Here is a 26540-nt window from a genome sequence, read left to right on the forward strand (position 1 = left end):
TTACAGCGCCGATGGTACTGCAGGGGGGACCCTGTGGGAGAGTAGGACGCCGCCGAACAATTCTTGAGAAAACCCCCGCATCTTCGGATGCGGGGGTTTTCTGCGTTTAGGGTCGAGCTATGCGCTATGACCTCGTGATCTTCGACAACGACGGTGTCCTCGTCGACAGTGAGCCCATTTCCAACCGGCTCCTGGCCGCCTATCTCACTGAGCTTGGGCACCCGACGTCCTACGAGGACTCCCTGCGCGACTACATGGGCGCTGCCATGCACCGCGTACACGACATGGTGGTGGGACGGACCGGGCAGCGGCTTCCGGTGGACTTCGACGACGTGTTCCACGCTCGGGTCTTCGCGGCCTTCGAGCGGGACTTGAAGCCGGTGGCCGGCATCGAGGAGGTCCTTCAGAAGCTTGCCGCCGATTCCCTGCCGTACTGCGTGGCGTCGTCCGGGAGTCATGAGCGGATCCGGGTGGGTCATCGGACGACCGGGCTCGATCGGTGGTTCGACGAGAGGCGGATCTTCAGCGCGCAGGATGTGGGGAGGGGGAAGCCGGCTCCCGATCTGTTCCTGTACGCGGCCGAGCGGATGGGGGTCGCGCCGGAGCGCTGTGTCGTCGTCGAGGACAGTCCGCTGGGGGTGCAGGCGGCGGTTGCGGCGGGGATGGACGTGTACGGGTTCACCGCCATGACGCCGGCGGAGCGGCTGGTCGGGGCCGGGCGGCTCTTCTCCGACATGATGGAGCTGACTGAGCTGCTCGTGTGAGGGCTTAGAAGCTGAATCAAATTCATCTTTGGCTGGATCTACCCACGGGTAAGCCGGGGCCCTACGCTCGCCGCCATGACTGATGTGCTGCGGCGCGGCAGGGCCTCGTTGGCGTTCAGCTTCTTGGTGCAGGGGGTCGCCTTCGCTCTGCTCGTGACGCGGATTCCGGCCATCCAGGACCGGTACGGGGTCTCCGACGCGCTGCTGCCCGCCTTCCTGGCCGCCGTGCCGATCCTCGCCGGGGTCGGGAGCGTGACCACCGAGCGGCTGGTGAAACGGGTGCGGCCGAGCCGGCTGCTGCGGTGGTCGCAGCCCGTGGTGCTGTTGGCGCTGCTCGGGGTCGGGGCCGGCGAGCGGATGGTGGAACTGGGCGTGGCGCTCGCGGCGTTCGGGCTCGCCGTCGGAGTGCTGGACGCGTCGATGAACATGCTCGGGGTGAGTCTTCAGCGGTCATACGGGCGCAGCATCATGCTCAGTTTCCACGCGGCCTACAGCCTGGGCGGGATCCTGGGGGCCTCGCTGGCGTGGGCGGGGGCGCACTGGGATCTGGCCTTGTGGGTGTCGTACCTGCCGGTCGTGGCGGTACTGCTGCCGGCGGTGCTGGTGGGGAGCCGGTGGTACGTCGACGACCGGGGCGCGGCGGCCGGGCCGGAGGAGAAGGCCGGGGAGGAGCAGGCCGTCGCGTTCAAATGGCTGCTGCCGCTGTGTCTGGTGATGACGGTCGCCTATATCGGTGACTCCACGGTCTCCAACTGGAGCGCGAAGTACCTCCAGGACGTGCTGGGGAGCTCGGAGCAGCTGGCGACGGTGCCGTACAACGTGTACATGGTCACCACGCTGCTGGGGCGGGCGATCGGGGACCTCGGGGTGCGGCGGTTCGGGGCCGTCTCGGTCGTGCGGGGCGGGGCGCTGGTGGCGGCGGGTGGGTTCGCCGTGGTGGCGGTGGCGCCCGGGGCTTGGGTGGGGATGCTGGGGTTCACGCTGCTGGGGCTCGGGCTGTGTGTGCTGGTGCCGCAGACGTTCGCGGCGGCCGGCAGGTTGTTCCCCGGGGCTTCGGATGCGGCCGTGGCACGGCTGAATGTCTTCAACTATGTGGGGTTTTTGATCGGTTCGCCGTTGGTCGGGGCGCTCGGTGATGCGTGGAGCTATCGCGGGGCCATGGTCGTGCCGATGGTGTTGGTGCTGGTGACGCTGGTGTACGCCAGGTCGTTCGCGCCTCAACCGGACCGATACGGTGGCGGGCATGAGCGGCCGCGCACAGCTGATGTGGGACGAGGCAGTAACGGGCTATGACTTCGGTCCCGGGCATCCGATGGACCCGGTCCGGCTCGCCCTGACCCGGGCACTGGTCGGTGCCTTCGGGCTGGACCGTGAGGTGGAGGTGGTCGCCGCGAAAGCGGCCGGGGAGTCGACGCTGCGGCTCGTCCACCGGGAGGACTACATCGACGCGGTCAAGGCCGCGTCGGCGGAGCCGGGGGCGGCGGACCAGTCGTACGGGCTGGGGACGATGGACGATCCGGCCTTCGCCGGGATGCACGAGGTGTCGGCGCTGATCGCCGGGCAGTCGGTGGGGGCGGCGGAGGCCGTGTGGCGCGGTGACGCGCTGCACGCGGTGAACTTCGCCGGCGGGCTGCACCACGCGATGCCGGGCGGGGCGTCCGGGTTCTGCATCTACAACGACGCCTCGCTGGCGATCGCCCGGCTGCTGGAGCTCGGGGCCGAGCGAGTGGCGTACATCGACGTCGACGTGCATCACGGGGACGGGGTGCAGGCGGCGTTCTGGGAGGACCCGCGGGTACTGACGATCTCGCTGCACGAGCATCCCCGGACGCTGTTCCCGCAGACCGGGTGGCCGGAGGAGACCGGGGCGGACTCCGCGGAGGGCTCGGCGGTGAACGTGGCGCTGCCGGCCGGGACCGGGGACGCCGGGTGGCTGCGGGCGTTCCACGCGGTCGTGCCGGAGCTGATCGCGGACTTCCGGCCGCAGGTGCTGGTGACGCAGCACGGGGCCGACACACACTTCGAGGATCCGCTGGCGCATCTGGCGGTGTCGCTGGACGCGCAGCGGGCGGTGCAGGTGGCCTGTCACGACCTGGCGCACGAGTACGCCGACGGGCGGTGGGTGGCGCTGGGCGGGGGCGGCTACGCCGTGGTGGATGTCGTGCCGCGGTCGTGGACGCATCTGGTCGGGATCGCGGCGGGCCGGGCCGTGGAGCCCGAGGCGATGATTCCGGAGGGCTGGCGGCAGGAAGCGTTCGCCCGGACCCGGCAGTTGGCCCCGGCGCGGATGACGGACGGACGCTGGCCCGTGACCTTTCCCGGCTGGGAGGAGGGCTACGACCCCGCGGACCGGCTGGACCAGGCGGTGCTGGCGGCTCGGCGGGCGGTGTTCCCGCTGCGGGGGTTGCTGGCCTGAGCGGGGGTGGGCCTCCTCGTAGGCCGACCGTGCGGTGTTCGCCTGTTCTCGGGACACATGAGGCGCCTGTCGCGCACGATCTCCTCGTGCTGACCCCCGAAGCCCTTCGTGCGCACCTGGTGGGCGCGCGCCTCGCCGGGACCGTGGCCACGCCTCGTGAGGAGAGCCTGCGGAGTTACCGGCTGTTCGCCGCCCGGGATCCCCGGGTGCTCCTCGGGCTCGATCCCGAAGGGGCCTGGAGCCAGCGGGATTTGATCCAGCTGATGGCGGACCGGTGCGGGGTTTCGGCCAATTCACGTCGGACTTCCGGCCAGGACGTGATCGATCCGGAGCGCACCCTGGCCGCGCTGGACGCCTTCGCGGAGCGCCTCGCCGAGGCCGCCCGGAGGAGCACACCCGTGCTCCTCGGCACCGGGCACCCCCACCGGCTGCTCGGTTTCTACGCCGCTCTGGCAGACGCGCTGTCGGCGGCGGGGTGTGAGGTCCTCACCCCCGCGCAGGGTCGCTGTGTCGACATAACGACCCGGTTCGGCCTACGTACGTACAACCTCGACTACGTACGAGGAGTCGCGCTGGTGCAGGGATCTGGCGTGGAACGCCCCGGTTGTGAGACCGGCGCACATACGCACTCACCTCTCCCGGTTCGTACCGTGTTGGCCGCTGCCGCGGAGGCCGGCGGGCCCCTTCCCGAGCTGGTCATCGGGGACCATGGGTGGGTCTGCGGGGCAGGTCAGCTGGGGTTCGAGGCCATCGGGCCGGCCGATACGGACGACCCCGCCCCGTTCGTCGGTGAGGCCGAGGGGTCCGTCTCCGTCGTCGTTCCATTTGACGACGGGGTGCGGTCTGATTACTACCTGCCGCTTACCCGCTACGTACTCAATCGGGCGTGTCTGTCACAGTAGGCCGCCGATGGGTGCACCTCTTCCCCACTCGCATCACCCGCCCCTACATTGGGGAGTGAGCACGCAGCGACGAAGAGTCACCGGAAGGGGAAGCCGGTGGCCGTCGAGTGCGGAAGGTTCAGGTGTGTCATGGCTGCAGCTGGCGAGAGGCCTCTGAACGAGGTTCAGTTCCTTACCGTGGCGGAAGTCGCCTCGGTGATGCGAGTGTCGAAGATGACCGTGTACCGGTTGGTGCACAGCGGTCATCTGCCCGCGATCCGTGTGGGGCGGTCCTTCCGCGTCCCGGAGCAAGCGGTTCACGAGTACCTCCGCGAGAGTTATGTGGGGGTGGAAACCGTCTGACGGCTGGGGCGGGGTGGTCCCTCACAGGGCACTCGGGATCACCCTGGCCTCCTCGATTACGACCTCAGCGCTCGGGCGGGTAGGCTGGCCCCTCGTAGGTCGTGTGGGCCCCGGCGCCCAGCACCGAGTGATGAGAAGTGAGCGAGGGTAGTCGTGGGCTCTGTTATCAAGAAGCGGCGCAAGCGGATGGCCAAGAAGAAGCACCGCAAGCTGCTCAAGCGCACGCGCGTTCAGCGTCGCAACAAGAAGTAAGTTCGCGACGCGGACGCCGCGAGAGCGTTGCTGTGGCCCCCCACCCACCGGTGGGGGGCCACACGTGTTCCGGCTCGTACGTCCGGCTGCTTCCGTCACGTCGCGCATCGGGCGGTCATCACAGCGCAACGCCGACCCGCTAAGTTGGCCCCACGGGGGAACGCGGCGGGGCAAGAGGTTTTCTGGAAGGAAGGCGCTGATCTTGGGCAAGGTCGTGCTCGTGACCGGAGTGGCCCGCCAGCTGGGGGGCCGGTTCGTACGGCGGATCCAGCGTGACCCCGAGGTGGACCGGGTCGTCGCCGTGGACGCGGTGCCGCCCGAGCACCACCTGGGCGGCGCGGACTTCGTCCAGGCCGACATCCGGCAACCCGGAATCGCGCGGGTGCTCGCCGAGACGGGCGCCGACACGATCGTCCACCTGGACGTGACGGGCACGCCGCTGGGCAGCGGCAACCGGGCCTCCCTGAAGGAGACCAACGTCATCGGCACCATGCAGCTGCTCGGTGCCTGCCAGAAGTCCCCGAACGTGCGGCGGCTGGTCGTGAAGTCCAGCACGAACGTCTACGGCTCCGCGCCCCGCGACCCGGCCGTCTTCACCGAGACGACCCCGCCCAAGTCCCTGCCAAGCGGCGGCTTCGCCAAGGACACGGTGGAGGTCGAGGGGTACGTGCGAGGCTTCGCGCGCCGGCGGCCCGACGTGGCGGTCTGCGTGCTGCGGTTCGCCAACATCCTCGGCCCGACCGCGGACACGCCGCTCGCCTCGTACTTCTCGCTGCCGGTCCTGCCGACCGTGTTCGGCTACGACCCGCGGCTTCAGTTCGTCCACGAGGACGACGTGATCGAGGTGCTGCGGATCGCCTCGCACGAGCCGCGGCGGGGCACGCTCAACAGCGGCACCTTCAACATCGCCGGCGACGGCGTGCTGCTGCTCTCGCAGTGCTCCCGGCGCCTCGGGCGCCCCACCGTGCCCCTGCTGCTCCCGGCCGTCACCTGGGCGGGCTCGCTGGTGCGTACGCTGGGCATGTCGGACTTCTCGCCCGAGCAGATCCGGCTGCTCACTCACGGCCGGGTCGTGGCCACGGGCCAGATGCGCGAGACGCTGGGATTCCAGCCCAAGTACACGACCGCGGAGACGTTCGCGGACTTCGCACGCAGCCAAGGTCCCGGACTTCTTCCGCCGGAGGCCCTTGCGGGGGCCGTCGACCGGATCGCCGCGCAGCCCCTCGCGGGCGGCGGCCACCCCCCGACGCAGAGCGCCAACTGAGGAGCGCATCAACGATGGCGGATGCCAAGGTCATTCCGTTCGACGACGACCGGTCCCGCGGGGGCGCCGTGCAGCGTCCGCAGCGGCGCCGGAGCGCGGGCAGCCGGCGCCCGGGCACGGAGTCCGCGCCGGTCCGTGAGGTGCAGCCCCTGCCCACCAGGGCTGTTCCGCAGGATGATGTTCCTGTGACGTCTGAGGAACAACCCCCGGAGGGCCCCCAGGACGGCGAGAGCAGCCTGGAGCGGCGTATCGCGGGCGGCCTGGCCTTCCTGCGCCGCCGCCTCACCGGGGACTACGAGGTCGACGACTTCGGCTACGACGAGGAACTGACCGACCAGGTCCTGATGTCCCTGCTGCGCCCGCTGTACGAGAAGTACTTCCGGGTGGAGGTGAAGGGCGTCGAGAACATCCCGTCCGAGGGCGGTGCCCTGATCGTCGCCAACCACTCCGGGACGCTGCCGATGGACGGCCTGATGATGCAGGTCGCCGTGCACGACAACCACCCGGCGGGCCGGCACCTGCGGCTGCTCGCCGCGGACCTGGTGTTCATGCTGCCGGTGGTCAACGAGCTGGCCCGCAAGCTCGGTCACACCCTGGCCTGCGCCGAGGACGCGTCCCGGCTGCTGGAGCAGGGCGAGCTGGTCGGGGTGATGCCGGAGGGCTTCAAGGGCCTCGGCAAGCCCTTCGCGGACCGCTACAAGCTCCAGCGCTTCGGCCGCGGCGGTTTCGTCTCGACCGCCCTGCGCGCCGGGACGCCGATCGTGCCCTGCTCGATCGTCGGCGCCGAGGAGATCTACCCGATGATCGGCAACGCCAAGACGGTCGCCCGGCTGCTGGGTTTCCCGTACTTCCCGATCACGCCCACGTTCCCGTGGCTCGGGCCGCTCGGGGCGGTTCCGCTGCCGACCAAGTGGACGATCCAGTTCGGCGAGCCGATCCCCACGGACGGCTATCCGCCGGAGGCCGCCGAGGACCCGATGCTGATGTTCAACCTGACCGACCAGGTCAGGGAGCAGATCCAGCACACCCTGTACAAGCTGCTGGTGCAGCGCCGGTCGGTCTTCTTCTGAGGCAGCGCGTGCGACTGCGGTCCATACGACTGCGGCCGCGCCTACGACGATGGGGGGCGCCCCTTCCTAGGGGCGCCCCCACTGTCGTACCGCCGGCTAGTCGGCGTCCTCGCTGTTGATGCCCAGCCCGGGCGGCAGCAGATCGGGCAGGAGCGGCGGGAGCGTCACGTCCGGCTCGGGGACGGGCGTGTTGCCTTCCGACGACGGCGAGGTGCTCGCGTCGCTGTCCTGCGGCGGGTCGAGCAGGCCGCCGGTGTTGCCGCCGAGCAGGCCGTCGCTGTCGTTGCCGGAACCGGCCGAGCGGCTGGGGCTGCCGGAGTCGGTGCTGCCCTCGTCGGAGTGGCCGCGGCCGCTGTCGCTGGGACGGGCCGACCGGTCGGTGGCCGAGGAGCCGGTGGAGGCCGACTCGGAGGCGCCCTGCCGGTTGCCTTCGCCGCCGCTCTGGGCCGGGGGCTCGGGCAGCAGGGACCGCAGCGGGGCGACGTCCTCCTCTATGGCGTCGAACACCGACGACACCTGCTCGCTGACGTCCCCGAGCTGGACGGGGAGCCTCTCGCGCAGTTCGCCCCAGGCCTCGCGGTGGGAGCGGGAGAACGCGGACAGGGCCTGGATGGGCTCCAGGGAGTCCGGGTCGCGCTCGTACGCCTCGCTCAGCAGCCGGTGGCCTTCCGACGCGTCGTGCCGCATGCCCGACAGGGCACGTCGGACCTCGCCCAGGGACTCGTGGTCCAGCGGGCCGCTGCGGCCCCGCTCCATCAGGCGGCGGGCTTCGCTGAGCCGGGTGGAGGCGTGGTCGAGATACACCCGGCCGCGCTCGTCGACTCCGTCGGCGAGGCCGAGTTTGACGTCCTCGATGCCGCGCTTGAGGCCGTAGAGCGAATCGCCGGGCAGGGCGTCGGAACTGGCGGCGGCGACTCCGCCGAAGGCGCTCGCGGCCACGCCCACGCTGAGCCCGCCCGCAGTGAGGCCCTTGGCGAGGCGGGACCGAGGCCGGAGCTTCTTCAGCGGGCTCGCGCGGTGGGCGCCACGGGCCCGGGGGGAGCGCTGTTCGGGGACTGCGGTGTCCGTCGCCCCGCCTCCTGCGGTGCCCTCCTGGAGCATGGCCTCGAACGCGGCCACCAGCTGGGCCCGCTGGACGACCTTGACCTCCGGATCGAGCTCCGGCTTGGGCAGCGCGCCGAGACCGGAGGCGAGCGCCAGCAGGCGTGCCTGTTCGGTCCGCTCCGCGGCGGCCGGGGTCGGTGCCGATCCTTCGGACTGCTCGGCCGCCGTGCCCTGCTCGGACTGCTCCTGAAGGGCCTGGGCGAAGGCGTTCGCCCGCCGGTGCGCCGATACGTTCGCGATCACTGGCGGCACCTCCTCTCGTCATGACGGTCGACTCCCCAGGGGGTCCTGAGGGTTGCACACCCTGACCACGACCACACGATCGAGTGATCGCAGCCGGTCAGGGGGTGACCACAGGGAGCCTGCATCCCGCACAACGAGTGGCGCGGCACTTGGGTTACGGACGCCGGATGATCGGATGCCGAAGTCAACGGACTTTCACGGAAAGTGAGTTGACCTTCGCCGAGCGTACGGCCCGGTCAGCGGGTGTCTTCCGGGAGGAGCCGGGCGAGGGTGCGGACGGCCCGGTACTGGAGGGTCTTGATGGCGCCCTCGTTCTTGCCCATCACGCGGGCGGTCTCGGCGACGGAGAGGCCCTGGAGGAAGCGGAGCGTCACGCACTCCTGCTGCTGGGGGTTGAGTCGCCGCACCGCGTCGAGGAGGGCGGCGTTGGAGAGGGACTCCAGGACGGAGTCCTCGGGGGAGCGCTCGACCTCGTTGGCGTCGAGCATCTCGCCGGTGGTGACCTCGAGGCGGAAGCGGCTGGACTTGAAGTGGTCCGCTACGAGGTTCCGGGCGATCGTCACCAGCCAGGCGCCGAAGTCGCGCCCCTGCCAGGTGAAGGTCCCGATGCGCCGCAGGGCGCGCAGAAAGGTCTCACTCGTCAGGTCCTCGGCAGTCGCCTTTCCTCCGACCCGGTAGTAGATGTACCGGTAGACGGTGTCGCTGTATTGGTCGTAGAGGCGGCCGAAGGCGTCGGACTCGCCGGCCTGGGCGCGCTCCACGAGGTCCATCATGCGGGCGCTGTCGCTGTCCGCCGCCGGCCGTCGGGCAGTGGCCGCGCCGGACGGGCGCCCTCGTCTGCCGACCGCGGCGCTGCCGTCGGCCAGTGCATAGCACGGGCCTACGGGCGCGGCGGTGGCGAATGCGGGGCCGGCGTACGCGGTGGGGACGAAGCCGCGCAACAGGTCGAGGACCGTTGCGCGCAGCGTAGCCAGGCCCGAGGCGTCAACCCCGACGTGTGGGTACACGGGACTCCCAGAGGCAGAGCTTCCATCACGTGCAGTGCGGGACCTTTCACCCGTCGTAGCGACGGAGGGGTACCGGTTTGCGTCTGAGGAGAATAACGCTTCGTGCAGGCCCTGCTACACCGAGTTGCTCAAATCATCGATTACGTCGCTTCGGTAACCGATTGGCGCCGCACCAAGTGCCGGAGTGTGAACGATTGCTGATCGGAACGGTTCGGATTGAGGGTGAGTCCGGGGCGGGTTGTGGCCGTGTGCAGCCAAGAGGACTGGATACGAGGTTGTGGGGGTACGCCAGTTGGATTTACGGCGTTTGTCATCCGTAGGCGAAGGTGTCACGGATTGATCGGTCGTTGGCCGATCGGTCGTCGGCTCGGTCGTCAGCGGCGGCGGCGGTGCAGGGCGATCGCCGCCGCCGTGCCGCCGGCCACCGCGCCCACGCCGGCCGCGGCCGGGATGCCGACCTTGGCCGCCTTGCGGCCGGTGCGGTAGTCGCGCAGGCGCCAGTCCAGCTCGCGGGCGTGCTTGCGCAGCTTGGAGTCCGGGTTGATGGCGTAGGGGTGGCCGACCAGGGAGAGCATCGGGATGTCGTTGTGCGAGTCGCTGTAGGCGGCGCAGCGGTTCAGGTCCAGGCCCTCGGCCGCGGCCAGCGCGCGGACCGCCTCGGCCTTCGCGGGGCCGTGCAGCGGTTCGCCGACCAGCTTGCCCGTGTAGACGCCGTCGACCGACTCGGCGACCGTGCCCAGGGCGCCGGTCAGGCCCAGGCGGCGGGCGATGACCTGGGCGATCTCGACAGGGGCCGCCGTGACGAGCCAGACCCTCTGGCCCGCGTCCAGGTGGGCCTGGGCCAGGGCACGGGTGCCGGGCCAGATGCGCTCGGCCATGTACTCGTCGTAGATCTCCTCGCCGATCGACTGGAGCTCGGCGACGCGGTGGCCCTTGACGATCGACAGGGCCGAGTCGCGGGCCTCCTGCATGTGTTCGGGGTCCTCGACCCCGGCCAGCCGGAACCATGCCTGCTGCCAGGCGAACCGGGCGAGCTCGCGCGTCTCGAAGAACTTCCGCTTGTACAGGCCCCGCCCGAAGTGGAAGAGGGCCGCGCCCTGCATGACGGTGTTGTCCAGGTCGAAGAAGGCGGCGGCCTGGTCGTCGCCGTGGACCGGGAACTGCGGTTCCTCGGTCGTGCCGGCGGCCTCCTGTGAGGACTTGCGGGCAGCCTCCGCCGAGGCCTCGCCTGCCAAAACGCTCCTCGCCGTGGCGGAGCGCCTACGGGGAGTGAGCCATCCGAGAGCGGCCATGGCGTGAGCATAGCCAGTCTGTTCGGTGGTTCCGGAGTCAAGAGGTTCGGAGCCTGTGAACTCTCGGCGAGCGTGTCGTTAAAGATGTCGCTCGGGACGGGCGTGGCCGACGCGTCCGCCGGCGCTTTCGCGAGGGTTCCCCATGCTCGCCGGCGCGCGACAATGGCCGACATGAGTCCCCTCTTTCGTCGCAGGCCCCCTCGGGACCGGCTAGTCACCCTGATCCGCAAGCCCGGCTGTCATCTGTGTGATGACGCACAGGTCGTTGTGGAGAAGGTGTGCGGTGATCTGGGAGTCCCCTGGGAGCAGAAGGACATCACCGAGGATCGGGAACTGCACGACCAGTACTGGGAGCAGATCCCGGTCGTGCTGGTGGACGGCAGGCAGCACACGTTCTGGCGCGTGAACGAGGACCGCCTGCGCAAGGCGCTGACCGGCTGATCCGGGCCGGTCCCGCAACTGACCGAGTAGTCCAAAGAGCCCGCCAGGTCGCTTAGGATCGACGGTGGCTGGTCTCGGGGGCGGGATACACGGAGGAGAGTGTGCGGTTTTGCCCCCAGATGTAGAGGAACAGTGGCGCGTGCGCGCCGGTTCCCCGCGCGTGCGCGCCGGTTCCCCGCGCGTGCGCCGGGGGCGCGTGACCCCGGTCACGTTGGCCGGGCAAATCGGACACCATCTTTGTGCACGCGTTCACAAAGACATAGCCTGCTTTCGACGGGGCGGTCATGTAGGGACGTATGACCGCCTACAGCCCCGCTCTACCCGCAGGAGCACCGTGGCAACTGGCCGAACTCACCGACCGGCGACCCGCAGCCGAGGGATTCCCGAGGCCACCGTCGCCCGGCTTCCGCTGTACCTCCGCGCTCTGACCGCGCTGTCGGAACGCTCGGTGCCCACGGTCTCCTCCGAGGAGCTCGCGGCCGCGGCGGGGGTCAACTCCGCGAAGCTGCGCAAGGACTTCTCCTACCTGGGCTCCTACGGGACCCGGGGCGTCGGCTACGACGTCGAGTATCTCGTCTACCAGATCTCCCGCGAGCTGGGCCTCACCCAGGACTGGCCCGTAGTGATCGTCGGTATCGGTAACCTCGGCGCCGCCCTCGCCAACTACGGCGGGTTCGCCTCCCGCGGCTTCCGGGTCGCCGCGCTGATCGACGCCGACCCGGCCATGGCGGGCAAGCCCGTCGCCGGGATCCCCGTGCAGCACTCCGACGGCCTGGAGAAGATCATCCAGGACAACGGCGTGTCGATCGGTGTCATCGCCACCCCCGCCGGTGCCGCCCAGCAGGTCTGCGACCGGCTCGTGGCCGCCGGTGTCACCTCCATCCTGAACTTCGCTCCCACCGTGCTGTCCGTCCCGGACGGCGTCGACGTGCGCAAGGTCGACCTCTCCATCGAGTTGCAGATCCTCGCCTTCCACGAGCAGCGCAAGGCCGGCGAGGAGGCCGCCGCCTCCGACGGTGGCGTCCCGGCCGCCGCCGCGCGCAGCGACTCAGCCGACCAGGGGCCCGACGGGGACATGCCCGCCGTGATGCCGGCATGAGCCTCCTCGTCGTCGGACTCAGCCACCGCAGCGCCCCGGTCAGTGTGCTGGAGCGGGCCTCGCTCAACACGGACGCGCAGGTCAAGCTGCTCCAGGACACGGTCGCCGCCGAACCGGCCGCCGAGGCCGCGCTGCTCGCCACCTGCAACCGCATCGAGCTCTACGCCGACGTGGACAAGTTCCACGCCGGTGTCGCCGAGCTGTCCACGCTGCTCGCCCAGCACAGCGGGGTCGGCCTGGAGGAACTCACTCCCTATCTCTACGTGCACTACGAGGACCGGGCCGTCCACCACCTGTTCTCGGTGGCCTGCGGGCTGGACTCGATGGTCGTCGGCGAGGGGCAGATCCTCGGCCAGATCAAGGACTCCCTGGCCCGCGCGCAGGAGCTGAACTCGGCGGGCCGGCTGCTGAACGACCTGTTCCAGCAGGCCCTGCGGGTCGGCAAGCGCGCCCACTCCGAGACCGGCATCGACCGCGCCGGCCAGTCCCTGGTCACCTTCGGCCTGGAGCAGCTGGCCGCGGGCGGCGATGTGGAGACCTGGGCCCGGGGCAAGAAGGCCCTGGTCATCGGCGCCGGGTCGATGTCCTCCCTGGCCGCCGCGACGCTCGCGCGGGCCGGGGTCGCCGAGGTCGTCGTCGCCAACCGCACCTTCGACCGGGCCGAGCGCCTCGCGCAGATCCTCGCCGAGGGCGACGACACGGACGTGCTGGCCCGCGCGGTCCCGATGGAGTCGGTGCCGTTCGAGCTGACACGTGCCGATGTCGCCGTCTCCTGCACCGGAGCGACGGGCCTGGTCATGACGGCCGAGTCGGTCGCCGCCGCGGTGGAGGGCCGTACGGCCGCGCCGTCGGCCGTGGCCGACGGAACGCCTGTGCCGGACGGCGGGACGGGCCGCACGGCGGCCACGGGCGCCGAGCGGGGCAACCTGCCGGCCACCGGCCTCGGCGGCGAGGACGGCTGCCCGCTGGACCTGCCCGCGGTGCAGGGCACCGCCGGGTTCTCCGTGCTCGGCGAGGCGGCCGTGGCCGGTATGGCCGCCGCCGACCTGGAGCAGCACGCGGCGTGGGTGGACAACGGCGCGGTGGGCGGCGCCCAGCGCGCGGCCAGGCCGGGGACGGCAGGCCCGCTCGACCCCGCCTCGGACGCCGACGCCATCGCCGCGCTCGCCGCGACCGCGGCCGCCGTCGGCCGGATCCCCGAGCGGCGCAGGTCCGAGCCGGCCGACGGGCCGCCGCGGCCGGAGCCCGTGCTCTTCCTGCTCGACCTGGCGATGCCGCGCGACATAGACGCGGCCGCGCACCGGCTGGGCGGGGTGCGGCTGGTGGACATCGAGTCGCTGGCGGAGGCCTCCGCGGGCGCTCCGATGGCTGCCGATGTGGACCAGGTCCGGCGTATCGTCTCCGACGAGGTCGCGGCCTTCGGGGCAGCCCTGCGGGCCGCGCACATCACGCCGACCGTGGTCGCCCTGCGCACCATGGCCGCCGATGTCGTGGCCAGCGAGATCGCCCGCCTGGACGGACGGCTTCCCGGCCTCGACGACAAGCACCGCGCGGAGATCACCCAGACCGTGCGGCGCGTGGTGGACAAGCTGCTGCACGCGCCGACCGTACGGGTCAAGCAACTCGCGGCCGAACCCGGCGGCGCCGGGTACGCGGACGCGCTGCGGACCCTGTTCGACCTCGACCCGGAAGCGGTTGCCGCCGTCTCCCGGGCCGAGGACAGCACAGAGAAAGACCGAGGCCCGGCATGACCGACAAGATGCTGAGGCTCGGCACCCGGCGGAGCAGGCTCGCCATGGCCCAGTCCGGGCAGGTGGCCGAGGCCGTGAGCCGGGTGACCGGGCGGCCCGTCGAGCTCGTCGAGATCACCACGTACGGCGATGTCTCGCGGGAGGCGCTCGCCCAGATCGGCGGCACGGGTGTGTTCGTGACCGCCCTGCGCGACGCGCTGCTCAAGGGCGAGGTCGACTTCGCGGTGCACTCGCTGAAGGACCTGCCGACCACGCAGCCCGAAGAGCTGGTGGTGGCCGCAGTGCCCGCGCGGGAGGACCCGCGGGACGTGATCGTCGCCCGGGACGCGCTGAAGTTCACCGACCTGCCGAGCGGTGCCCGCATCGGCACCGGTTCGCCGCGCCGCATGGCCCAGCTCAACGCGTACGCCCGCAGCCACGGCCTGGACATAGCGACGGTCCCGATCCGCGGCAACGTCGACACCCGGATCGGATACGTACGGTCCGGTGAGCTCGACGCCGTCGTGCTGGCCGCCGCCGGACTGAACCGGATCGGCCGGGGTGACGAAGTGACCGACTTCCTGTCGGTCGACACGATTTTGCCCGCCCCCGGCCAGGGGGCACTGGCGATCGAGTGTGCCGCGGGCAACGCGGACCTCGTCGCCGCGCTCGCCGAACTCGACGACCCGTTCACACGGGTCGCCGTGACGGCCGAGCGGTCACTGCTCGCCGCCCTGGAGGCCGGTTGCAGCGCCCCTGTGGGCGCGCTGGCCGACCTTTTGGCCGACGGGCAGATTGTCAAGGAAATGCGCCTGCGCGGCGTCGTCGGCACGACCGACGGCACGCGCATGGTGCAGCTGTCCACCACCGGTCCCGTGCCCGAGACGCGTGACGGGGCAATGGCGCTCGGTCGCGAACTCGCGGCCGAGATGCTCGCCCAGGGCGCGGCCGGTCTGATGGGGGAGCGAGCACATTGAGCCCCACCACCCTTTCCGCCGGTCCTGAACACGGGCACGTCACCTTCCTGGGTGCCGGACCCGGAGATCCGGGACTGCTTACTCTGCGCGCCGTCGAGGCGCTGGCGAACGCGGACGTCCTCGTCGCCGAGCACGAAGTGCTCGACGTCGTACGTCAGCACGCCAGGCAGGGCGTCTCCGAAGTGAACACGGACTCGGATCCTTCCCAGGAGCCGGGTCCGGGCACAGGAGCGCCCCAGCTGACGGTAGTTGACGGCACGTCAACCGCCGTCGCCGCCCCCGTGGTGCGGGATGCCGCACATCTTGTCATGGAGGCCGCGCGGGGCGGCAGGCGGGTCGTGCGTGCGGTGTCCGGGGATCCCGGACTCGACGCGTACGCCGCCGAGGAGATGCTGGCGTGCGCCGCCGCCGGGGTGCCCTTCGAGGTCGTCCCCGGTATCGCGAGCGCCGTCGGTGTGCCGGCGTACGCCGGTGTGCCGCTGCGGGACGCGCAGGGCGCGGACGTGCGGTTCGTGGACGCGCGGACGGCGTCGGACCGGTGCTGGACGGAGGTCGGGGCGTCGGACGGCACGGTCGTCGTGTCCACGACGCTGGACTCCGTCTCCGCGGCGGCCGGCGAGCTCGTCTCCGCGGGCCGCAAGCCGGACACCCCGATGACGGTCACCGTCGCCGGTACGACCACCCGGCAGCGCACCTGGGCCGCCACGCTCGGCACGATCGCGCAGACGCTGAAGCAGGCCAAGGTGCTGCCCTCGCCCGACGGCGGCCGGCCGGTGATAGCCGTGGTCGGTGAGCGTTCCGCCGCCGCCCAGCGCGACCAGCTCGCGTGGTTCGAGTCCAAGCCGCTGTTCGGCTGGAAGGTGCTCGTGCCGCGCACGAAGGAGCAGGCGGCGTCGCTCTCCGACCAGCTGCGGTCGTACGGGGCCGTGCCGCACGAGGTGCCGACCATCGCCGTCGAGCCGCCGCGCACGCCCCAGCAGATGGAGCGGGCGGTCAAGGGGCTCGTGACGGGCCGCTACGAGTGGATCGCCTTCACCTCGGTGAACGCGGTCAAGGCCGTGCGGGAGAAGTTCGAGGAGTACGGGCTCGACGCGCGTGCCTTCGCGGGCATCAAGGTCGCGGCCGTGGGCGAGCAGACGGCCAAGGCGCTGATCGCCTTCGGTGTGAAGCCGGACCTGGTGCCGAGCGGGGAGCAGTCCGCGGCGGGGTTGCTGGAGGACTGGCCCCCCTACGACCCGGTCTTCGACCCGATCGACCGGGTGTTCCTGCCGCGTGCCGACATCGCCACGGAGACGCTGGTCGCCGGGCTGATCGAGCTGGGCTGGGAGGTCGACGACGTCACGGCCTACCGGACCGTACGGGCCTCGCCGCCGCCGGTGGAGACGCGGGAGGCGATCAAGGGCGGCGGGTTCGACGCCGTGCTGTTCACGTCGTCGTCGACCGTGCGGAACCTGGTCGGTATCGCGGGCAAGCCGCACAACGTCACCGTCATCGCGTGTATCGGGCCGGCCACGGCGAAGACAGCCGAGGAGCACGGGCTCCGGGTGGACGTGATGGCTCCGGAGCCGTCCGTGCACAAGCTGGCGGAGGCGCTGGCCGACTTCGGTGCGAAGCGCAGAGCTGCCGCTCTCGAGGCCGGGGATCCGGTGACGCGGCCGAGTGAGAGGCGGCCGGGGGCTCGGCGGCGGCGGTCTACGACGTAGGTGGGCTGACTGTGTCGGCTGCGGCTACGCGGGCGTCACCGCGTGGCCGTAGCGCAGCAGGTTGTCCGGGTCGTAGGTGGCCTTGTCGTGGCGTAGGCGTTCGTAGACCTCCGGGGTCCAGGCGCGGGCGCGGTCCTGTTCGTCGCCCGGGGTGCCGTGGATGTTGACCATGGTGCGGCCCGTGCCGTAGGGGGCCATGGCTGTGTAGAGCTGTTCCGTGGCCCGTTCGATGGCCTCGGCGGCGGGTGGCGCGGCCAGGACGCCGACCGAGTCGATGAAGTACTGGGCGTCGCGGGCGCAGATTGCGTCCTCGACGGGGGACGGGCGGGACATCGCGCCGCCCATGTGGCGTATCTCGACCATCAGCAGCGGGTGGTCGGCGCCCGCCGCGGGGCCGGCCTGGTCCAGGAACGTGCGGATGGCGTCGGGGGTCAGGTCGCGCAGGAGCAGGCACGACTCCCTCGCGGGGAGCGGGTCCTGCGGTTCCATGTGGATGCGGTCCAGGGCCGCGTGGTCCATCACCTCGACCGTGTCGACGGCCACGGGGGCGGCCGCGCGGAGCGGTGCGATCAGTGCCTCGCCCTCGGCCGGGAGGCCGGGCCAGGCGATCGCCACGCGGGCCCAGAAGCCGCCGCGCAGCGGCTCCGGGATCTGGGGGATGGGCGGCAGGCGCAGGATCGTGAACGCGCTGCACATCTGGTCCGGGATCGTGCGGGTCCAGTCCACCCAGGCCCGGAGCAGGGTTTCGGCGTGTTCGCCCGGGCAGTAGATGCCGCCGCCGTAGAGGCGGGGGAGGGGGAGCAGTTCGGTGACGAGCGAGGTGACGACGCCTGCGTTGCCCTTGCCGCCGCGCAGGGCCCAGAACAGTTCCGGTTCGTGCTGGGGGTCCGTTTCGCGCAGCCGGCCGTCCGGGGTGACGACCTGGAAAGAGCGGACCAGGTCGGCGGAGTAGCCGTAGGCGCGGCCGAGGACGGGGAGTCCGCCGCCGAGGGTGTAGCCGACGACGCCCGCGTCCGTGGAGGTCCCGCTGAGGCCGGCGAGGCCGTGCGGGGCGGCCGCGGCCATGACGTGGCTCCACTTCGCGCCCGCGGCGATGGTGGCCGTGCGGGTGGTGGGGTCCACCTGTACGTCGGTCATGCGGGACGTGTTGATCAGGAGGCCCTGTTCGATGGGGAAGTTGGCGCCGTGGCCGGTGGCCTGGACGGCGACCGGGGTGTGGGTGGCTTTCGCCCAGCGCATGGCGGTGACGATGTCGTCGGGGCCGGTGGCTCCGATGACCACGTCGGGGGTGTGGAGGGCGGCCAGGTTGAAGCCGGTGACCTCGTCGGCGTAGGCGGGATCGCCGGGGCGTAGGACCGGGCCGTGTATGTCCGAGAGGGCGAAGAGGTCGGGCGTGTCGTGGCGGGTGGTCATCGCGTCCTCCGTGGGGGCGTACGGAGGGACGGCGGCGGCGAGGGTGGTGTTGGCCGTCGGGGTCCTTGTCCTTGGTTGTTGTTTTCAGGATGGACCTGGGGGGTGGTGGGCGCATTGTGGGGCTGCGGGGGGCTTGGTACTCGGCGTGGGGGGTGGCCGGGTGGGTGCGCAGGGGGGTACATGCCCGCAGCTGAGTTCCGACAGTGCGTCGGCATCGGGGCTTATGGGGCGGGCGTAGCGTAGGTGGCATGACGACGTACGGATCTTTCCCCGGTACGCGGCCGCGGCGATTGCGGAGCAATCCCGTCATGCGTCGGATGGTCGCCGAGACCCGGTTGCACCCTGCCGATCTCATTCTTCCGGCCTTCGTGCGGGAGGGCGTCAGCGAGCCGGTGCCGATCGCGGCCATGCCGGGGGTCGTGCAGCACACCCGGGACAGTCTGAAGAAGGCCGCCGCGGAGGCCGTCGCGGCGGGGATCTCCGGGATCATGCTGTTCGGCGTGCCGGAGGAGTCGAAGAAGGACGCCCTCGGGACGGCGGGGACCGACCCGGACGGGATTCTCCAGGTCGCCATCCGGGACGTGCGATCGGAAGTCGGTGACGACCTGCTCGTCATGTCCGATCTGTGTCTCGACGAGACCACCGATCACGGGCACTGCGGGGTGCTGGACGACCAGGGGCGGGTCGACAACGACGCGACCCTGGAGCGGTACGCCGAGATGGCCCAGGTGCAGGCCGACGCAGGGGCCCATGTGGTCGGCCCCAGCGGGATGATGGACGGGCAGATCGGCGTCGTCCGTGACGCCCTCGACCAGATCGGCCGGGAGGATGTCGCCATCCTCGCCTACACCGCCAAGTACGCCTCCGCCTTCTACGGGCCCTTCCGGGAGGCCGTCGGCTCGTCCCTGAAGGGGGATCGGAAGACCTACCAGCAGGATCCCGCGAACGTGCGGGAGTCCATGCGGGAACTCGCCCTCGATCTCGAGGAGGGCGCCGACATGGTCATGGTGAAGCCCGCGGGGCCCTACCTGGACATCCTCGCCCGGGTCGCGGACGCCGTGGACGTTCCCGTCGCCGCCTACCAGATCTCCGGTGAGTACTCGATGATCGAGGCCGCCGCCGAGAAGGGCTGGATCGACCGGGACCGCGCGATCATGGAGAGCCTGACCGGTATCCGGCGGGCGGGCGCCCGGAGCATCCTCACCTACTGGGCCACCGAAGTGGCCCAGCAGCTCAAGGATCAGTAGGACAGGGCCTGCTCCATGTCCCGCAGCCGGTACGTGACGGTCAGCGAGCGGTCGTAGTACATGCCCCGGCGGGCAGCTGCGGAATCGCCGAGGGGCCGCCGCTGCTGTGCGGCGTGCGGCCCTGGAAGCCGACCGTGAGCTTGCGGCCGGTGGTGCCGCCGGTGCCGCTGCCGTCGGCCACCGACAGCACGACGCCCGCGTAGCCGGACTCGCCGGGTGCCAGGGTCGTCACGGCCTGCGGCTTGGACTCCTCATCGGCTGCGGGTCCCATTGCATCTCGACGACGTCAGCTGGTACCTGGAGCTGAGCGAGGGCCGGCCCTTCCGTACGAGCGGGAACAACGGGCGTCCGGCGTACGAGTTCCCGCTGGGCGGCGACAAGCGGGTCGAGGCCGGGACCACCGACTGAGTCAGTGGAACTCGTGCACCAGCTCGATCCTGCCGACGATGTGGGCGTTGAACTCGTCGAGTTCCTCGGCCGGTACCCACAGTTCGAGGATCGTCTCCCCGCCTGCCTGCTGGACCGGGTACCGGCGCAGGAAGCCGGAGTCGACCTCGAACCGGGTGACGAAGCCGGCGCCGTCGTGCTTGACGTTCCAGTCGCGCGCGATCCTGATGGCGTAGTCCTCGTTGAGGACCGGGTAGAAGATCGGCTGCTCGGGGAGCCGGGGCGGCCAGGCGCGCCAGTCGAGCTCCCGTACCAGGTCCAGCTCCTTGGGGCCGGTGGGGCGCCACAGGGTCGTCGTCGGCGGCTGGTCGGGGTGCATGGGCACCATCAAATCACTTGAACCGTTAGGTTGTTGACCGCCGTAGTGGTTGTTGATTGAACCACCTACTCTTCAGGGAGACGTCCATGACCGGTGACGCGCTCAGCCAGGATCCCGCCGATATGCAGAGGAGAATCGACAGCAGCAAGGCGCACCCGGCCCGGGTCTACGACGTCTTCCTCGGGGGCAAGGACCACTACCCGGCCGACCGGGACGCGGCCGCCGCCGCGCTCGCCGCCAACCCGCGCGGGTACCTCGACGTACGGCACAACCGCGACTTCCTGCGCCGCGCGGTGACCACGCTGGTGGAGCAGGACGGCATCCGGCAGTTCCTCGACATCGGCACGGGACTGCCGACCGCCGAGAACGTGCACCAGATCGCGCAGCGCATCGCGCCCGACTCGCGGGTCGTGTACGTCGACAACGACCCGGTCGTGCTCGCGCACGCGCGGGCCCTGCTGACGAGCGGCCCCGAGGGGCGTACGGACTACATCGACGCCGATCTGCGCGATCCGGCCCGCATCCTGGAACAGGCCGCCAAGACCCTGGACTTCGACCAGCCGGTCGCGCTCTGCCTGGTCGCCATCCTGCACTTCGTCGCGGACGAGGAGGCGTATCCGCTGGTGCGCGAGCTGCTCGACGCGCTGCCCGCCGGCAGCCGGCTGGTGCTCAGCCACCTCACCGAGGACCTCAACCCCGAGAACATCCGCGCGGTGCAGCGGACGTACACCGAGCGGGGGTTCACCTTCGTGCTGCGGTCCCGGGCGGAGGTCGAGCGGTTCTTCACGGAGAACTCCCTGGAGATCGCCGAACCGGGGGTCGTCCCCGCCCACCGCTGGCGGCCCGACCACGCCGCTCCCGTCCCCGAGCAGCCGGACGAGTCGTACCTCGCCGGCCTCGACGAGATCGAGAAGGTCCGCTACCGCGACATCAACGACGTCACGGACGCGGACATCAACGTCTACGCGGGGATGGCCGCCAAGGGCTGAGCAGGGCGTCCGGATCGCGGAAATGTGCTTGTAGGTGGCACGTACTTCCCTAGGCTGTGGCGCACAGTCGTCACCGCAGCCGAAGGAGCCGTGTCATGACCGTCACCGAGCCCGCACCCGCCGTGCCGCCGCTCGCCGCGCGGGCGCGATCGGTCGGCGGTTCTCCCGTGCGGGACATCCTCGCCGTCACCGCCCGCCCCGAGGTGATCAACTTCGCGGGCGGGCTGCCCGCGCCGGAGCTGTTCGACGCGGAGGGCATCGCGGCCGCGTACCGGGCCGTCCTCGCCGAGGAACCCGCCCGGGCGTTGCAGTACTCCACGACCGAGGGCGAGCCCGTGCTGCGGGCCGCGCTCGCAGGCCGCACCACGGCACGCGGGCTGCCGACCGCTCCCGGCGATCTGCTCGTCACCACCGGCTCCCAGCAGGCCCTGTCGCTCCTCGCCACCGCGCTGCTCGAACCCGGGGACACCGTCCTCGTCGAGAACCCCTGCTATCTGGCGGCCCTTCAGGCCTTCGGCTTCGCCGGAGCGCGGATCGTGGCCGTGCCCGGCGACGAGCACGGTGTCGATCCCGAGGCTCTGGCGGACCTCGTGGCGCGCGAGCGGCCCAAGCTGCTCTACACCGTGCCCACCTTCCAGAACCCCACCGGCCGCACGCTGCCCGCCGGGCGGCGCGCCGCCGTGGCCGCCGTCGCCGCCCGGCGCGGGCTGTGGATCGTCGAGGACGACCCTTACGGGGAGCTCCGCTACGAGGGCGAACGCCTGCCGTGGATCGCCTCCCAACCGGGCGCCGAGGACCGTACGGTCCTGCTCGGCAGCTTCTCCAAGGTCATGGCGCCCGGCCTGCGGCTGGGCTGGCTGCGCGCGCCCGGTGAGCTGCGGCGCGCCTGTGCCGTCGCCAAGCAGGCCGCCGACCTGCACACGCCGACCGTCAACCAGCTCGCCGCGGCCCGGTACCTCGCCGACCGCGACCTGGACGCGCACGTCACGCGCGTCGCCGGCGTGTACCGCGAACGCCGGGACGCCATGCTCGCGGCTCTGCCCGGCGCGCTGCCCGAGGGGTCGGTCTGGACCCGGCCCGAGGGCGGCATGTTCCTCTGGGCGCGCCTGCCCGAGCCGTACGACACTACGGCCCTGCTGCCGCAGGTCGTGCGGCACGACGTGGCGTACGTCCCCGGAGCCCCCTTCTACGCCGGCACGCCCGACCGCACGACCCTGCGGCTGTGCTTCGTGACGCAGACGCCGGAGGAGATCGAGGAAGGGCTGCGGAGGCTGGGGGAGGGGCTGCGGACCGGCGGGCCGCGAGCCCGGGCCCTGTAGGCCTAGGACCAACGGCGGAGCGGGGGTTCCTGCTGTGGGCTGCGGACGGGGTGGGACGAGTGTCGTTACGGTGACGCCATGCTGGACTCCACACAGTTCGACCTCGACGCGTATTTCCGGCGGATCGGATGGGACGGGGAGCGGCGGGCCGACGCGGCCACCCTGCGCGGTGTGCATCTGGCGCACATGCGGGCCGTCCCGTTCGAGAACCTCGACGCACTGCGTGGCAGGGCCCCCTCCCTCGATCCGGCCGACCTCATGGCCAAGCTGGTCCACAGCCGGCGCGGCGGCTACTGCTACGAGCACAACACGCTGTTCGCCTGCGCGCTGGAGGCACTGGGCTTCCGGGTGACCCTGCTGACCGCGCGGGTCGTCGTCGGCGCCGACACCATCGCGAGCCGGCCGCGCACCCACATGGCGTTGCTGGCCCACGTCCCCGGCGAACCACGGCCGTACCTCGCGGACGTCGGCTTCGGGGCGATCGGCTCGCTGCTGGAGCCGGTGCCGCTGATCGCGGACGTCGAGTTCGCCGGGGCCGGGCGGCGGCACCGCCTGGTGCACGTGCCGCACGACGGTCCGCTGGAGATGTGGCTGCTCCAGGCCCACGACCAGGAGAAGGACGACTGGACCGGGCAGTACGCCTTCACCCTGGAGCCCTTCGAGAAGCCCGACTTCGACGTCATCAACTGGCATATCGCCACCAACCCGCGCTCGCCGTTCGCCCAGCGCGTCTACGTCCAGCACGTCGGCGCCACGCGGCACCTCCTGCTCGACGGCCGGCTCCTCACCCAGACCCGCCCCGACGGGACGGTCACCGAGCGGGAGGTGACCGGTGAGGCGGAGGCGCGGCGGCTCCTGGACGAGGAGTTCGGCATCACCGCGCCGGAGGGGATGACGCTGCTGACCGGCTGACGGGTCGCGTCAGTCCCACCAGAACTGCCAGACCTGCCGGCCGAGAACCTGGTGCTCCGCGTAGGCCCACAGCGTCGGGTCGGCGCTCTGCAGGACGTTGTCCGGGCAGAACGCGAAGTGCTCGGCGGCCACGGCCTCCGCGTCGGCCGTCGTGACGGGCGGGGCGGCGACCGACACCAGCAGGTGATCGAAGCCGAGGGCCACGACCCGTATGCCGAAGCGGTCCTCCCAGGAGCGCAGCACCGCGCTGAGCCGGGCCGTGTCGCCCTCGTGGTTCGCCGGGCCCGTCCAGCCGATCGCCGCGGGGATGTCGGCGCTGCGGCGGGCCGGGACGAGGGCGAGGCGGGGGTCCTTGAGGGGGCCACCGCCGTCGAGCAACGCGTCCGCGGCTCCGGCGGCGACCGCGTCGGGGTCCTGCGCGTAGGGGAGCGGGCCGGCCGGCCCGGGCCATGCGTCGCCCTCCGCGGCGTACTCCTCCCAGTACTCCGCCAGGACCTCTTCGGCGTCATGGTCCCCGGGGTACGACACCGCGCCGGGCATCAACTGCCAGCGGTCCGGCCCGTCGTGCCCGTCCCCCACGTCGAGCACGACAGGCAGCAGTCCCGTACGACGGGCCGGCTCCAGTGCTGCCCAGCCACCCGGGAGGGCCCGCTCGTCCGCGTACCACAGCAGCGGCTCGTGCCAGGAGCCCTCGACCGTGATATCGACGAGGGCCCCGGCGGGGAGCCGGAGTCCGAGTGCGCTGCCGCTCGGGTCTGCCGCCAGCTTCGGCAGGGGATTGGGAAGAGTCGCCATGGTCGTGACTCTAGAGGCGACCACTGACAATCGGACCGGCCCCTTGGAGGACACACTCTGACCTACTTGCTCCCTACGGTCCTCTCATGACCACTTCCCCGGAGAAGACGGACCTGTCGCAGGCGCTCGCGGAGCAGCGGGAGTTGCTGCTGATCACCGTGCGCGGACTCACCGACGCGCAGGCCGCGCAGCGTACGACCGTCAGTGAACTGACCCTGGGCGGGATCGTGAAGCATCTCGCTCAGGGGGAAGAGGTGTGGACGCAGATCATGACCAAGGGCGACGGTGAACTCCCCGACGGCATGCTCGACATGGGGCAGTACCGCATGGCAGAGGGCGAGACGCTCCCCGCGCTGCTGGAGCGGTACGCGGCGGCCGCCCGGGCTACCGACGAGGCCGTGGCCGGGCTGCCGGACCTGGGGCAGAGGGTGCTTCTGCCGACGACTCCCTGGTCGCCGCCGGAGCCCGAGCACTGGTCGGCGCGCCGGATCCTGCTCCACCTGATCAGGGAGACGGCCCAGCACGCCGGGCACGCGGACATCGTCCGGGAGGCACTGGACGGCGCGAACACCACGGCCCGGCGCTGACCCGGCGGCCCGTCAGACGCGGGCGTCGAAGCACTCGCGGCTGCCTCCCGTCGCCGGGCGGAAACAGGCCCGGACGGTCGTGCCGGGGCGGGCTTCGGTCATGGGTGTGTAGACGTAGGACTGTGCGGCGATGTCGTCCGTGACCTCGGCGAAGTGCGGACGGCGGCCTCCGTCGGCCCGGTTCAGCTCCAGGCGGTCGCCGATCCGCGTGCTCCACATCCGGGCCCAGCCGGCCTCGCACTTCTCGCTGTAGCGCAGTTCGAGGTGGGCTCCGGTGGACGTGCGGTGCGAGGCGAGGGTGAGCGGGGCCGTGCCGCATCTCATGTGCATCGGGCTCCGGCCCTCGCAGGCGGCCGCACGGCAGCGGGGTGCCGGGGCGGAAGGGGACGGCGGGGCCGGCCGGGGGTCGCCGGACTGGCCCGCGAGGAGGACCAGGGCCACGGACAGGCCGCCGGCCGCGATCGCGCACACCGACGCGAGTATCGCCATGACCGCGCCCCTGCCGCCGACGGCGGGTCTGGCCTCCGCCTCCGTGGGCGCGGGCGTCTCCGTCTGCGTACGCGTGGCCGGCGCCGCCCGGCCGCTCCACTCCGACTCCGCGAGCTCCCACAGCGCGAGACACCGGCCCTCCGGCTCGCCCGCGAGGCGGCACAGCTCCTGTACCGCCTGGCGCGGCGGGAGCGTCTTGCCGTTGAGGTAACGCTCCCAGGACGACTTGCTGAAGGTCGTCTTCGCCGCGAGGGCCGCCAGGCTCAGGCCCGCGCCCGCCTTCAACTCCGTCAGCACGGAGGCGAGGCGGGCGCGCTCCGGCGGCAGCGGGCCCGGCGGGGTCGGCGTCATTCCCGCAGGGCCTTCCAGGTGTGCGGGCCGATGATGCCGTCAACGACCAGGTTCGCCCGCTTCTGGAGGGCCCTGACCGCGCGTTCCGTGTGCGGGCCGAAGATGCCGTCCACGGCGCCCGGTGAGAGGCCCGCCTCGCGCAGCAGGCACTGTGCCTCGGCCACCTCCGGTCCGGCGTGGCCGTTCGCCAGGACGGCCTTCTGGGTGCGGCTGTTGCCCGCGTACCAGCGGCCGTCGATCCGCTCCGCCCGGCAGGTGTACCGGGGCCGCTCCGACTCCCTGGGCGATCCCGGTGCCGTCGTGGCGGAGGCGGTGAGGCCGGCCGCGGCCGCTCCGCCCTCGCCGTCCGTGAGCCGTACGGCGAGCAGGACCGTGGCGGCGACGGCCAGCACCAGGGCCACGGACCCCGCGATGAGCGTGATGCGCAGTGCCCGGCCGTGGGGCCGGGGTGCGCCGGTCCCCAGCTCGGTGCCGGGCTCGGCCCCGGGCTTCGTTCCGCGCTGCGGGCTCTGCGGGTCCGGCCCTCTGCCCGTCCCGTCCCCGGCCGGCTCGCTCGGCCGGTCCGCCCCCTTGCCCCACGCCTCCGCGGCGACCTCGTGCAGCGCGAGCAGGCGGGTCGCGTCATCACCGCCGAGCCGGGCCATCGCCTCCACGGCCTCCCTGGGCGGGAGCGATCTGCCGGCCAGGTAGCGCTCCCAGGACGACGTGCTGTACCCCGTCTTGGCCGCGAGCTGGCGCAGGCTCAGTCCGCTGTGGTCCTTCACCCGGCGTAAGCGCACCACCAACTGCCGTACGCGCGGATCCAGTTCCTCGGGCAGCCCTTTCCAACGCGACATGTTCCCCCCACTCGCGTTCGTGGACCGTGGTCAGCGGTCCCCGTCACCGCCGCATTCTGCATCAGCATCCACGCGGTGCCCCATACATCGGTTCCCTTCTCCCCGCCGCCCCCTACCGATTCGGCCACGCTCGCCGCGACCGTCCCGCCACACCGTCCCGGCGTACGGCGTCGCCGCAGGTCAGCGCGTGGGATGTCCCGCGAGTACGTCACTTGGGAGGCGACTGTGGC

General features: G+C 71.6%; 27 protein-coding genes and 1 pseudogene. 19 read left to right on the top strand and 9 right to left on the bottom strand.

Annotated elements, in window-relative coordinates:
• The first annotated feature begins 119 nt into the window (after positions 1 to 119).
• The 8 genes from AOQ53_RS37935 (at position 120) to AOQ53_RS37965 (ending at position 7010) form a co-directional block, all read left to right on the top strand.
• Positions 120 to 764 carry an HAD family hydrolase gene (locus tag AOQ53_RS37935; protein ID WP_059424431.1) on the top strand — a complete coding sequence of 215 codons (645 nt, stop codon included), beginning with the start codon at positions 120 to 122 and terminating at the stop codon, positions 762 to 764.
• Between the two features lie 75 nt (positions 765 to 839).
• Entirely contained in the window at positions 840 to 2057 is a 1218-nt protein-coding gene (locus AOQ53_RS37940; protein WP_059424433.1) for an MFS transporter, read from the top strand.
• Entirely contained in the window at positions 2008 to 3180 is a 1173-nt protein-coding gene (locus tag AOQ53_RS37945) for an acetoin utilization protein AcuC (protein ID WP_059424434.1), read from the top strand. Before AOQ53_RS37940 ends, AOQ53_RS37945 begins: the two co-directional genes overlap by 50 nt.
• 86 nt (positions 3181 to 3266) lie before the next feature.
• Positions 3267 to 4082 carry a phosphatase gene (locus AOQ53_RS37950; protein WP_059424436.1) on the top strand — a complete coding sequence of 272 codons (816 nt, stop codon included), beginning with the start codon at positions 3267 to 3269 and terminating at the stop codon, positions 4080 to 4082.
• Between the two features lie 129 nt (positions 4083 to 4211).
• Positions 4212 to 4424 carry a helix-turn-helix domain-containing protein gene (locus AOQ53_RS37955; protein WP_159045100.1) on the top strand — a complete coding sequence of 71 codons (213 nt, stop codon included), beginning with the start codon at positions 4212 to 4214 and terminating at the stop codon, positions 4422 to 4424.
• Positions 4425 to 4577: 153 nt separating this feature from the next.
• Positions 4578 to 4676: a 30S ribosomal protein bS22 gene (locus tag AOQ53_RS42455; protein WP_003948845.1), complete on the top strand. Its 99-nt coding sequence runs from the start codon at positions 4578 to 4580 to the stop codon at positions 4674 to 4676.
• A 202-nt stretch (positions 4677 to 4878) separates the two neighbouring features.
• Complete coding sequence (locus tag AOQ53_RS37960) at positions 4879 to 5940, top strand: NAD-dependent epimerase/dehydratase family protein (RefSeq protein WP_059424438.1); 1062 nt, start codon at positions 4879 to 4881, stop codon at positions 5938 to 5940.
• Positions 5941 to 5954: 14 nt separating this feature from the next.
• Positions 5955 to 7010 carry a lysophospholipid acyltransferase family protein gene (locus tag AOQ53_RS37965; protein ID WP_059424440.1) on the top strand — a complete coding sequence of 352 codons (1056 nt, stop codon included), beginning with the start codon at positions 5955 to 5957 and terminating at the stop codon, positions 7008 to 7010.
• Between the two features lie 96 nt (positions 7011 to 7106).
• Here the strand turns inward: AOQ53_RS37965 and AOQ53_RS37970 are convergent, their stop codons facing one another.
• From AOQ53_RS37970 to AOQ53_RS37980, 3 genes are all read right to left on the bottom strand, one after another.
• Positions 7107 to 8357, bottom strand: a complete 1251-nt coding sequence (locus AOQ53_RS37970; protein ID WP_059424443.1) for a DUF5667 domain-containing protein — start codon at positions 8355 to 8357, stop codon at positions 7107 to 7109.
• 236 nt (positions 8358 to 8593) lie between these two features.
• Positions 8594 to 9364 carry an ECF subfamily RNA polymerase sigma factor, BldN family gene (locus AOQ53_RS37975; protein ID WP_059424445.1) on the bottom strand — a complete coding sequence of 257 codons (771 nt, stop codon included), beginning with the start codon at positions 9362 to 9364 and terminating at the stop codon, positions 8594 to 8596.
• A gap of 374 nt (positions 9365 to 9738) precedes the next feature.
• Positions 9739 to 10656 (bottom strand): HAD family hydrolase, encoded by a 918-nt coding sequence (locus AOQ53_RS37980; RefSeq protein ID WP_059424447.1) that lies wholly within the window; start codon positions 10654 to 10656, stop codon positions 9739 to 9741.
• A 171-nt stretch (positions 10657 to 10827) separates the two neighbouring features.
• On the opposite strand from AOQ53_RS37980, the gene AOQ53_RS37985 reads away from it, so the two are divergent.
• The 5 genes from AOQ53_RS37985 to AOQ53_RS38005 all read left to right on the top strand — a co-directional run bounded on the left by AOQ53_RS37985 (position 10828) and on the right by AOQ53_RS38005 (position 16606).
• Positions 10828 to 11097, top strand: coding sequence for a glutaredoxin family protein (locus AOQ53_RS37985; RefSeq protein WP_059425013.1), 270 nt, complete (start codon positions 10828 to 10830; stop codon positions 11095 to 11097).
• Between the two features lie 334 nt (positions 11098 to 11431).
• Positions 11432 to 12196: a redox-sensing transcriptional repressor Rex gene (locus AOQ53_RS37990; RefSeq protein ID WP_059424449.1), complete on the top strand. Its 765-nt coding sequence runs from the start codon at positions 11432 to 11434 to the stop codon at positions 12194 to 12196.
• Positions 12193 to 13947 carry a glutamyl-tRNA reductase gene (locus AOQ53_RS37995; RefSeq protein WP_059424451.1) on the top strand — a complete coding sequence of 585 codons (1755 nt, stop codon included), beginning with the start codon at positions 12193 to 12195 and terminating at the stop codon, positions 13945 to 13947. Before AOQ53_RS37990 ends, AOQ53_RS37995 begins: the two co-directional genes overlap by 4 nt.
• Positions 13944 to 14903: a hydroxymethylbilane synthase gene (gene hemC, locus AOQ53_RS38000; RefSeq protein ID WP_059424453.1), complete on the top strand. Its 960-nt coding sequence runs from the start codon at positions 13944 to 13946 to the stop codon at positions 14901 to 14903. The genes AOQ53_RS37995 and hemC overlap by 4 nt, the downstream gene beginning before the upstream one ends.
• Complete coding sequence (locus AOQ53_RS38005; RefSeq protein WP_059424455.1) at positions 14900 to 16606, top strand: bifunctional uroporphyrinogen-III C-methyltransferase/uroporphyrinogen-III synthase; 1707 nt, start codon at positions 14900 to 14902, stop codon at positions 16604 to 16606. Before hemC ends, AOQ53_RS38005 begins: the two co-directional genes overlap by 4 nt.
• A 24-nt stretch (positions 16607 to 16630) precedes the next feature.
• Here the strand turns inward: AOQ53_RS38005 and AOQ53_RS38010 are convergent, their stop codons facing one another.
• Entirely contained in the window at positions 16631 to 18019 is a 1389-nt protein-coding gene (locus AOQ53_RS38010) for an FAD-binding oxidoreductase (RefSeq protein ID WP_059424456.1), read from the bottom strand.
• 248 nt (positions 18020 to 18267) lie between these two features.
• Here AOQ53_RS38010 and hemB point away from each other — a divergent pair, with 248 nt between their 5' ends.
• Complete coding sequence (gene hemB / locus AOQ53_RS38015; RefSeq protein WP_059424458.1) at positions 18268 to 19266, top strand: porphobilinogen synthase; 999 nt, start codon at positions 18268 to 18270, stop codon at positions 19264 to 19266.
• Here the strand turns inward: hemB and AOQ53_RS38020 are convergent.
• Positions 19260 to 19545 (bottom strand): annotated as a pseudogene (locus AOQ53_RS38020) (DUF4232 domain-containing protein); the annotation flags it as partial. The gene hemB and the pseudogene AOQ53_RS38020 overlap by 7 nt on opposite strands.
• On the opposite strand from AOQ53_RS38020, the gene AOQ53_RS45125 reads away from it, so the two are divergent.
• The gene (locus AOQ53_RS45125) at positions 19537 to 19674 is read left to right on the top strand and encodes a hypothetical protein (RefSeq protein WP_167745810.1); all 138 of its coding nucleotides are present in this window, start codon (positions 19537 to 19539) and stop codon (positions 19672 to 19674) included. The pseudogene AOQ53_RS38020 and the gene AOQ53_RS45125 sit on opposite strands and share 9 nt — an antisense overlap.
• A gap of 1 nt (position 19675) precedes the next feature.
• Here the strand turns inward: AOQ53_RS45125 and AOQ53_RS38025 are convergent, their stop codons facing one another.
• The gene (locus tag AOQ53_RS38025; RefSeq protein ID WP_059425015.1) at positions 19676 to 20032 is read right to left on the bottom strand and encodes a hypothetical protein; all 357 of its coding nucleotides are present in this window, start codon (positions 20030 to 20032) and stop codon (positions 19676 to 19678) included.
• Positions 20033 to 20118: 86 nt separating this feature from the next.
• Between AOQ53_RS38025 and AOQ53_RS38030 the strand changes: the two genes are divergently transcribed.
• The 3 genes from AOQ53_RS38030 (at position 20119) to AOQ53_RS38040 (ending at position 23252) form a co-directional block, all read left to right on the top strand.
• Positions 20119 to 21021: an SAM-dependent methyltransferase gene (locus AOQ53_RS38030; RefSeq protein WP_059424460.1), complete on the top strand. Its 903-nt coding sequence runs from the start codon at positions 20119 to 20121 to the stop codon at positions 21019 to 21021.
• A gap of 95 nt (positions 21022 to 21116) precedes the next feature.
• Entirely contained in the window at positions 21117 to 22340 is a 1224-nt protein-coding gene (locus AOQ53_RS38035) for an aminotransferase-like domain-containing protein (RefSeq protein ID WP_059424463.1), read from the top strand.
• Between the two features lie 78 nt (positions 22341 to 22418).
• Positions 22419 to 23252 carry an arylamine N-acetyltransferase family protein gene (locus AOQ53_RS38040; protein WP_059424465.1) on the top strand — a complete coding sequence of 278 codons (834 nt, stop codon included), beginning with the start codon at positions 22419 to 22421 and terminating at the stop codon, positions 23250 to 23252.
• A gap of 9 nt (positions 23253 to 23261) precedes the next feature.
• Here AOQ53_RS38040 and AOQ53_RS38045 read toward each other — a convergent pair whose 3' ends face one another.
• Positions 23262 to 24047, bottom strand: coding sequence for a DUF4253 domain-containing protein (locus AOQ53_RS38045; protein WP_059424466.1), 786 nt, complete (start codon positions 24045 to 24047; stop codon positions 23262 to 23264).
• A gap of 86 nt (positions 24048 to 24133) precedes the next feature.
• On the opposite strand from AOQ53_RS38045, the gene AOQ53_RS38050 reads away from it, so the two are divergent.
• Complete coding sequence (locus AOQ53_RS38050) at positions 24134 to 24634, top strand: DinB family protein (protein ID WP_059424468.1); 501 nt, start codon at positions 24134 to 24136, stop codon at positions 24632 to 24634.
• Positions 24635 to 24646: 12 nt separating this feature from the next.
• Here AOQ53_RS38050 and AOQ53_RS38055 read toward each other — a convergent pair whose 3' ends face one another.
• Together AOQ53_RS38055 and AOQ53_RS38060 are read right to left on the bottom strand one after the other, a co-directional pair.
• Entirely contained in the window at positions 24647 to 25474 is an 828-nt protein-coding gene (locus AOQ53_RS38055; protein WP_059424471.1) for a DUF2690 domain-containing protein, read from the bottom strand.
• Complete coding sequence (locus AOQ53_RS38060; RefSeq protein ID WP_059424473.1) at positions 25471 to 26310, bottom strand: peptidoglycan-binding protein; 840 nt, start codon at positions 26308 to 26310, stop codon at positions 25471 to 25473. The genes AOQ53_RS38055 and AOQ53_RS38060 overlap by 4 nt, the downstream gene beginning before the upstream one ends.
• Between the last annotated feature and the right edge of the window lie 230 nt (positions 26311 to 26540).

The organism is Streptomyces azureus, assembly GCF_001270025.1.
Classification (GTDB): Bacteria; Actinomycetota; Actinomycetes; order Streptomycetales; family Streptomycetaceae; genus Streptomyces; species Streptomyces azureus.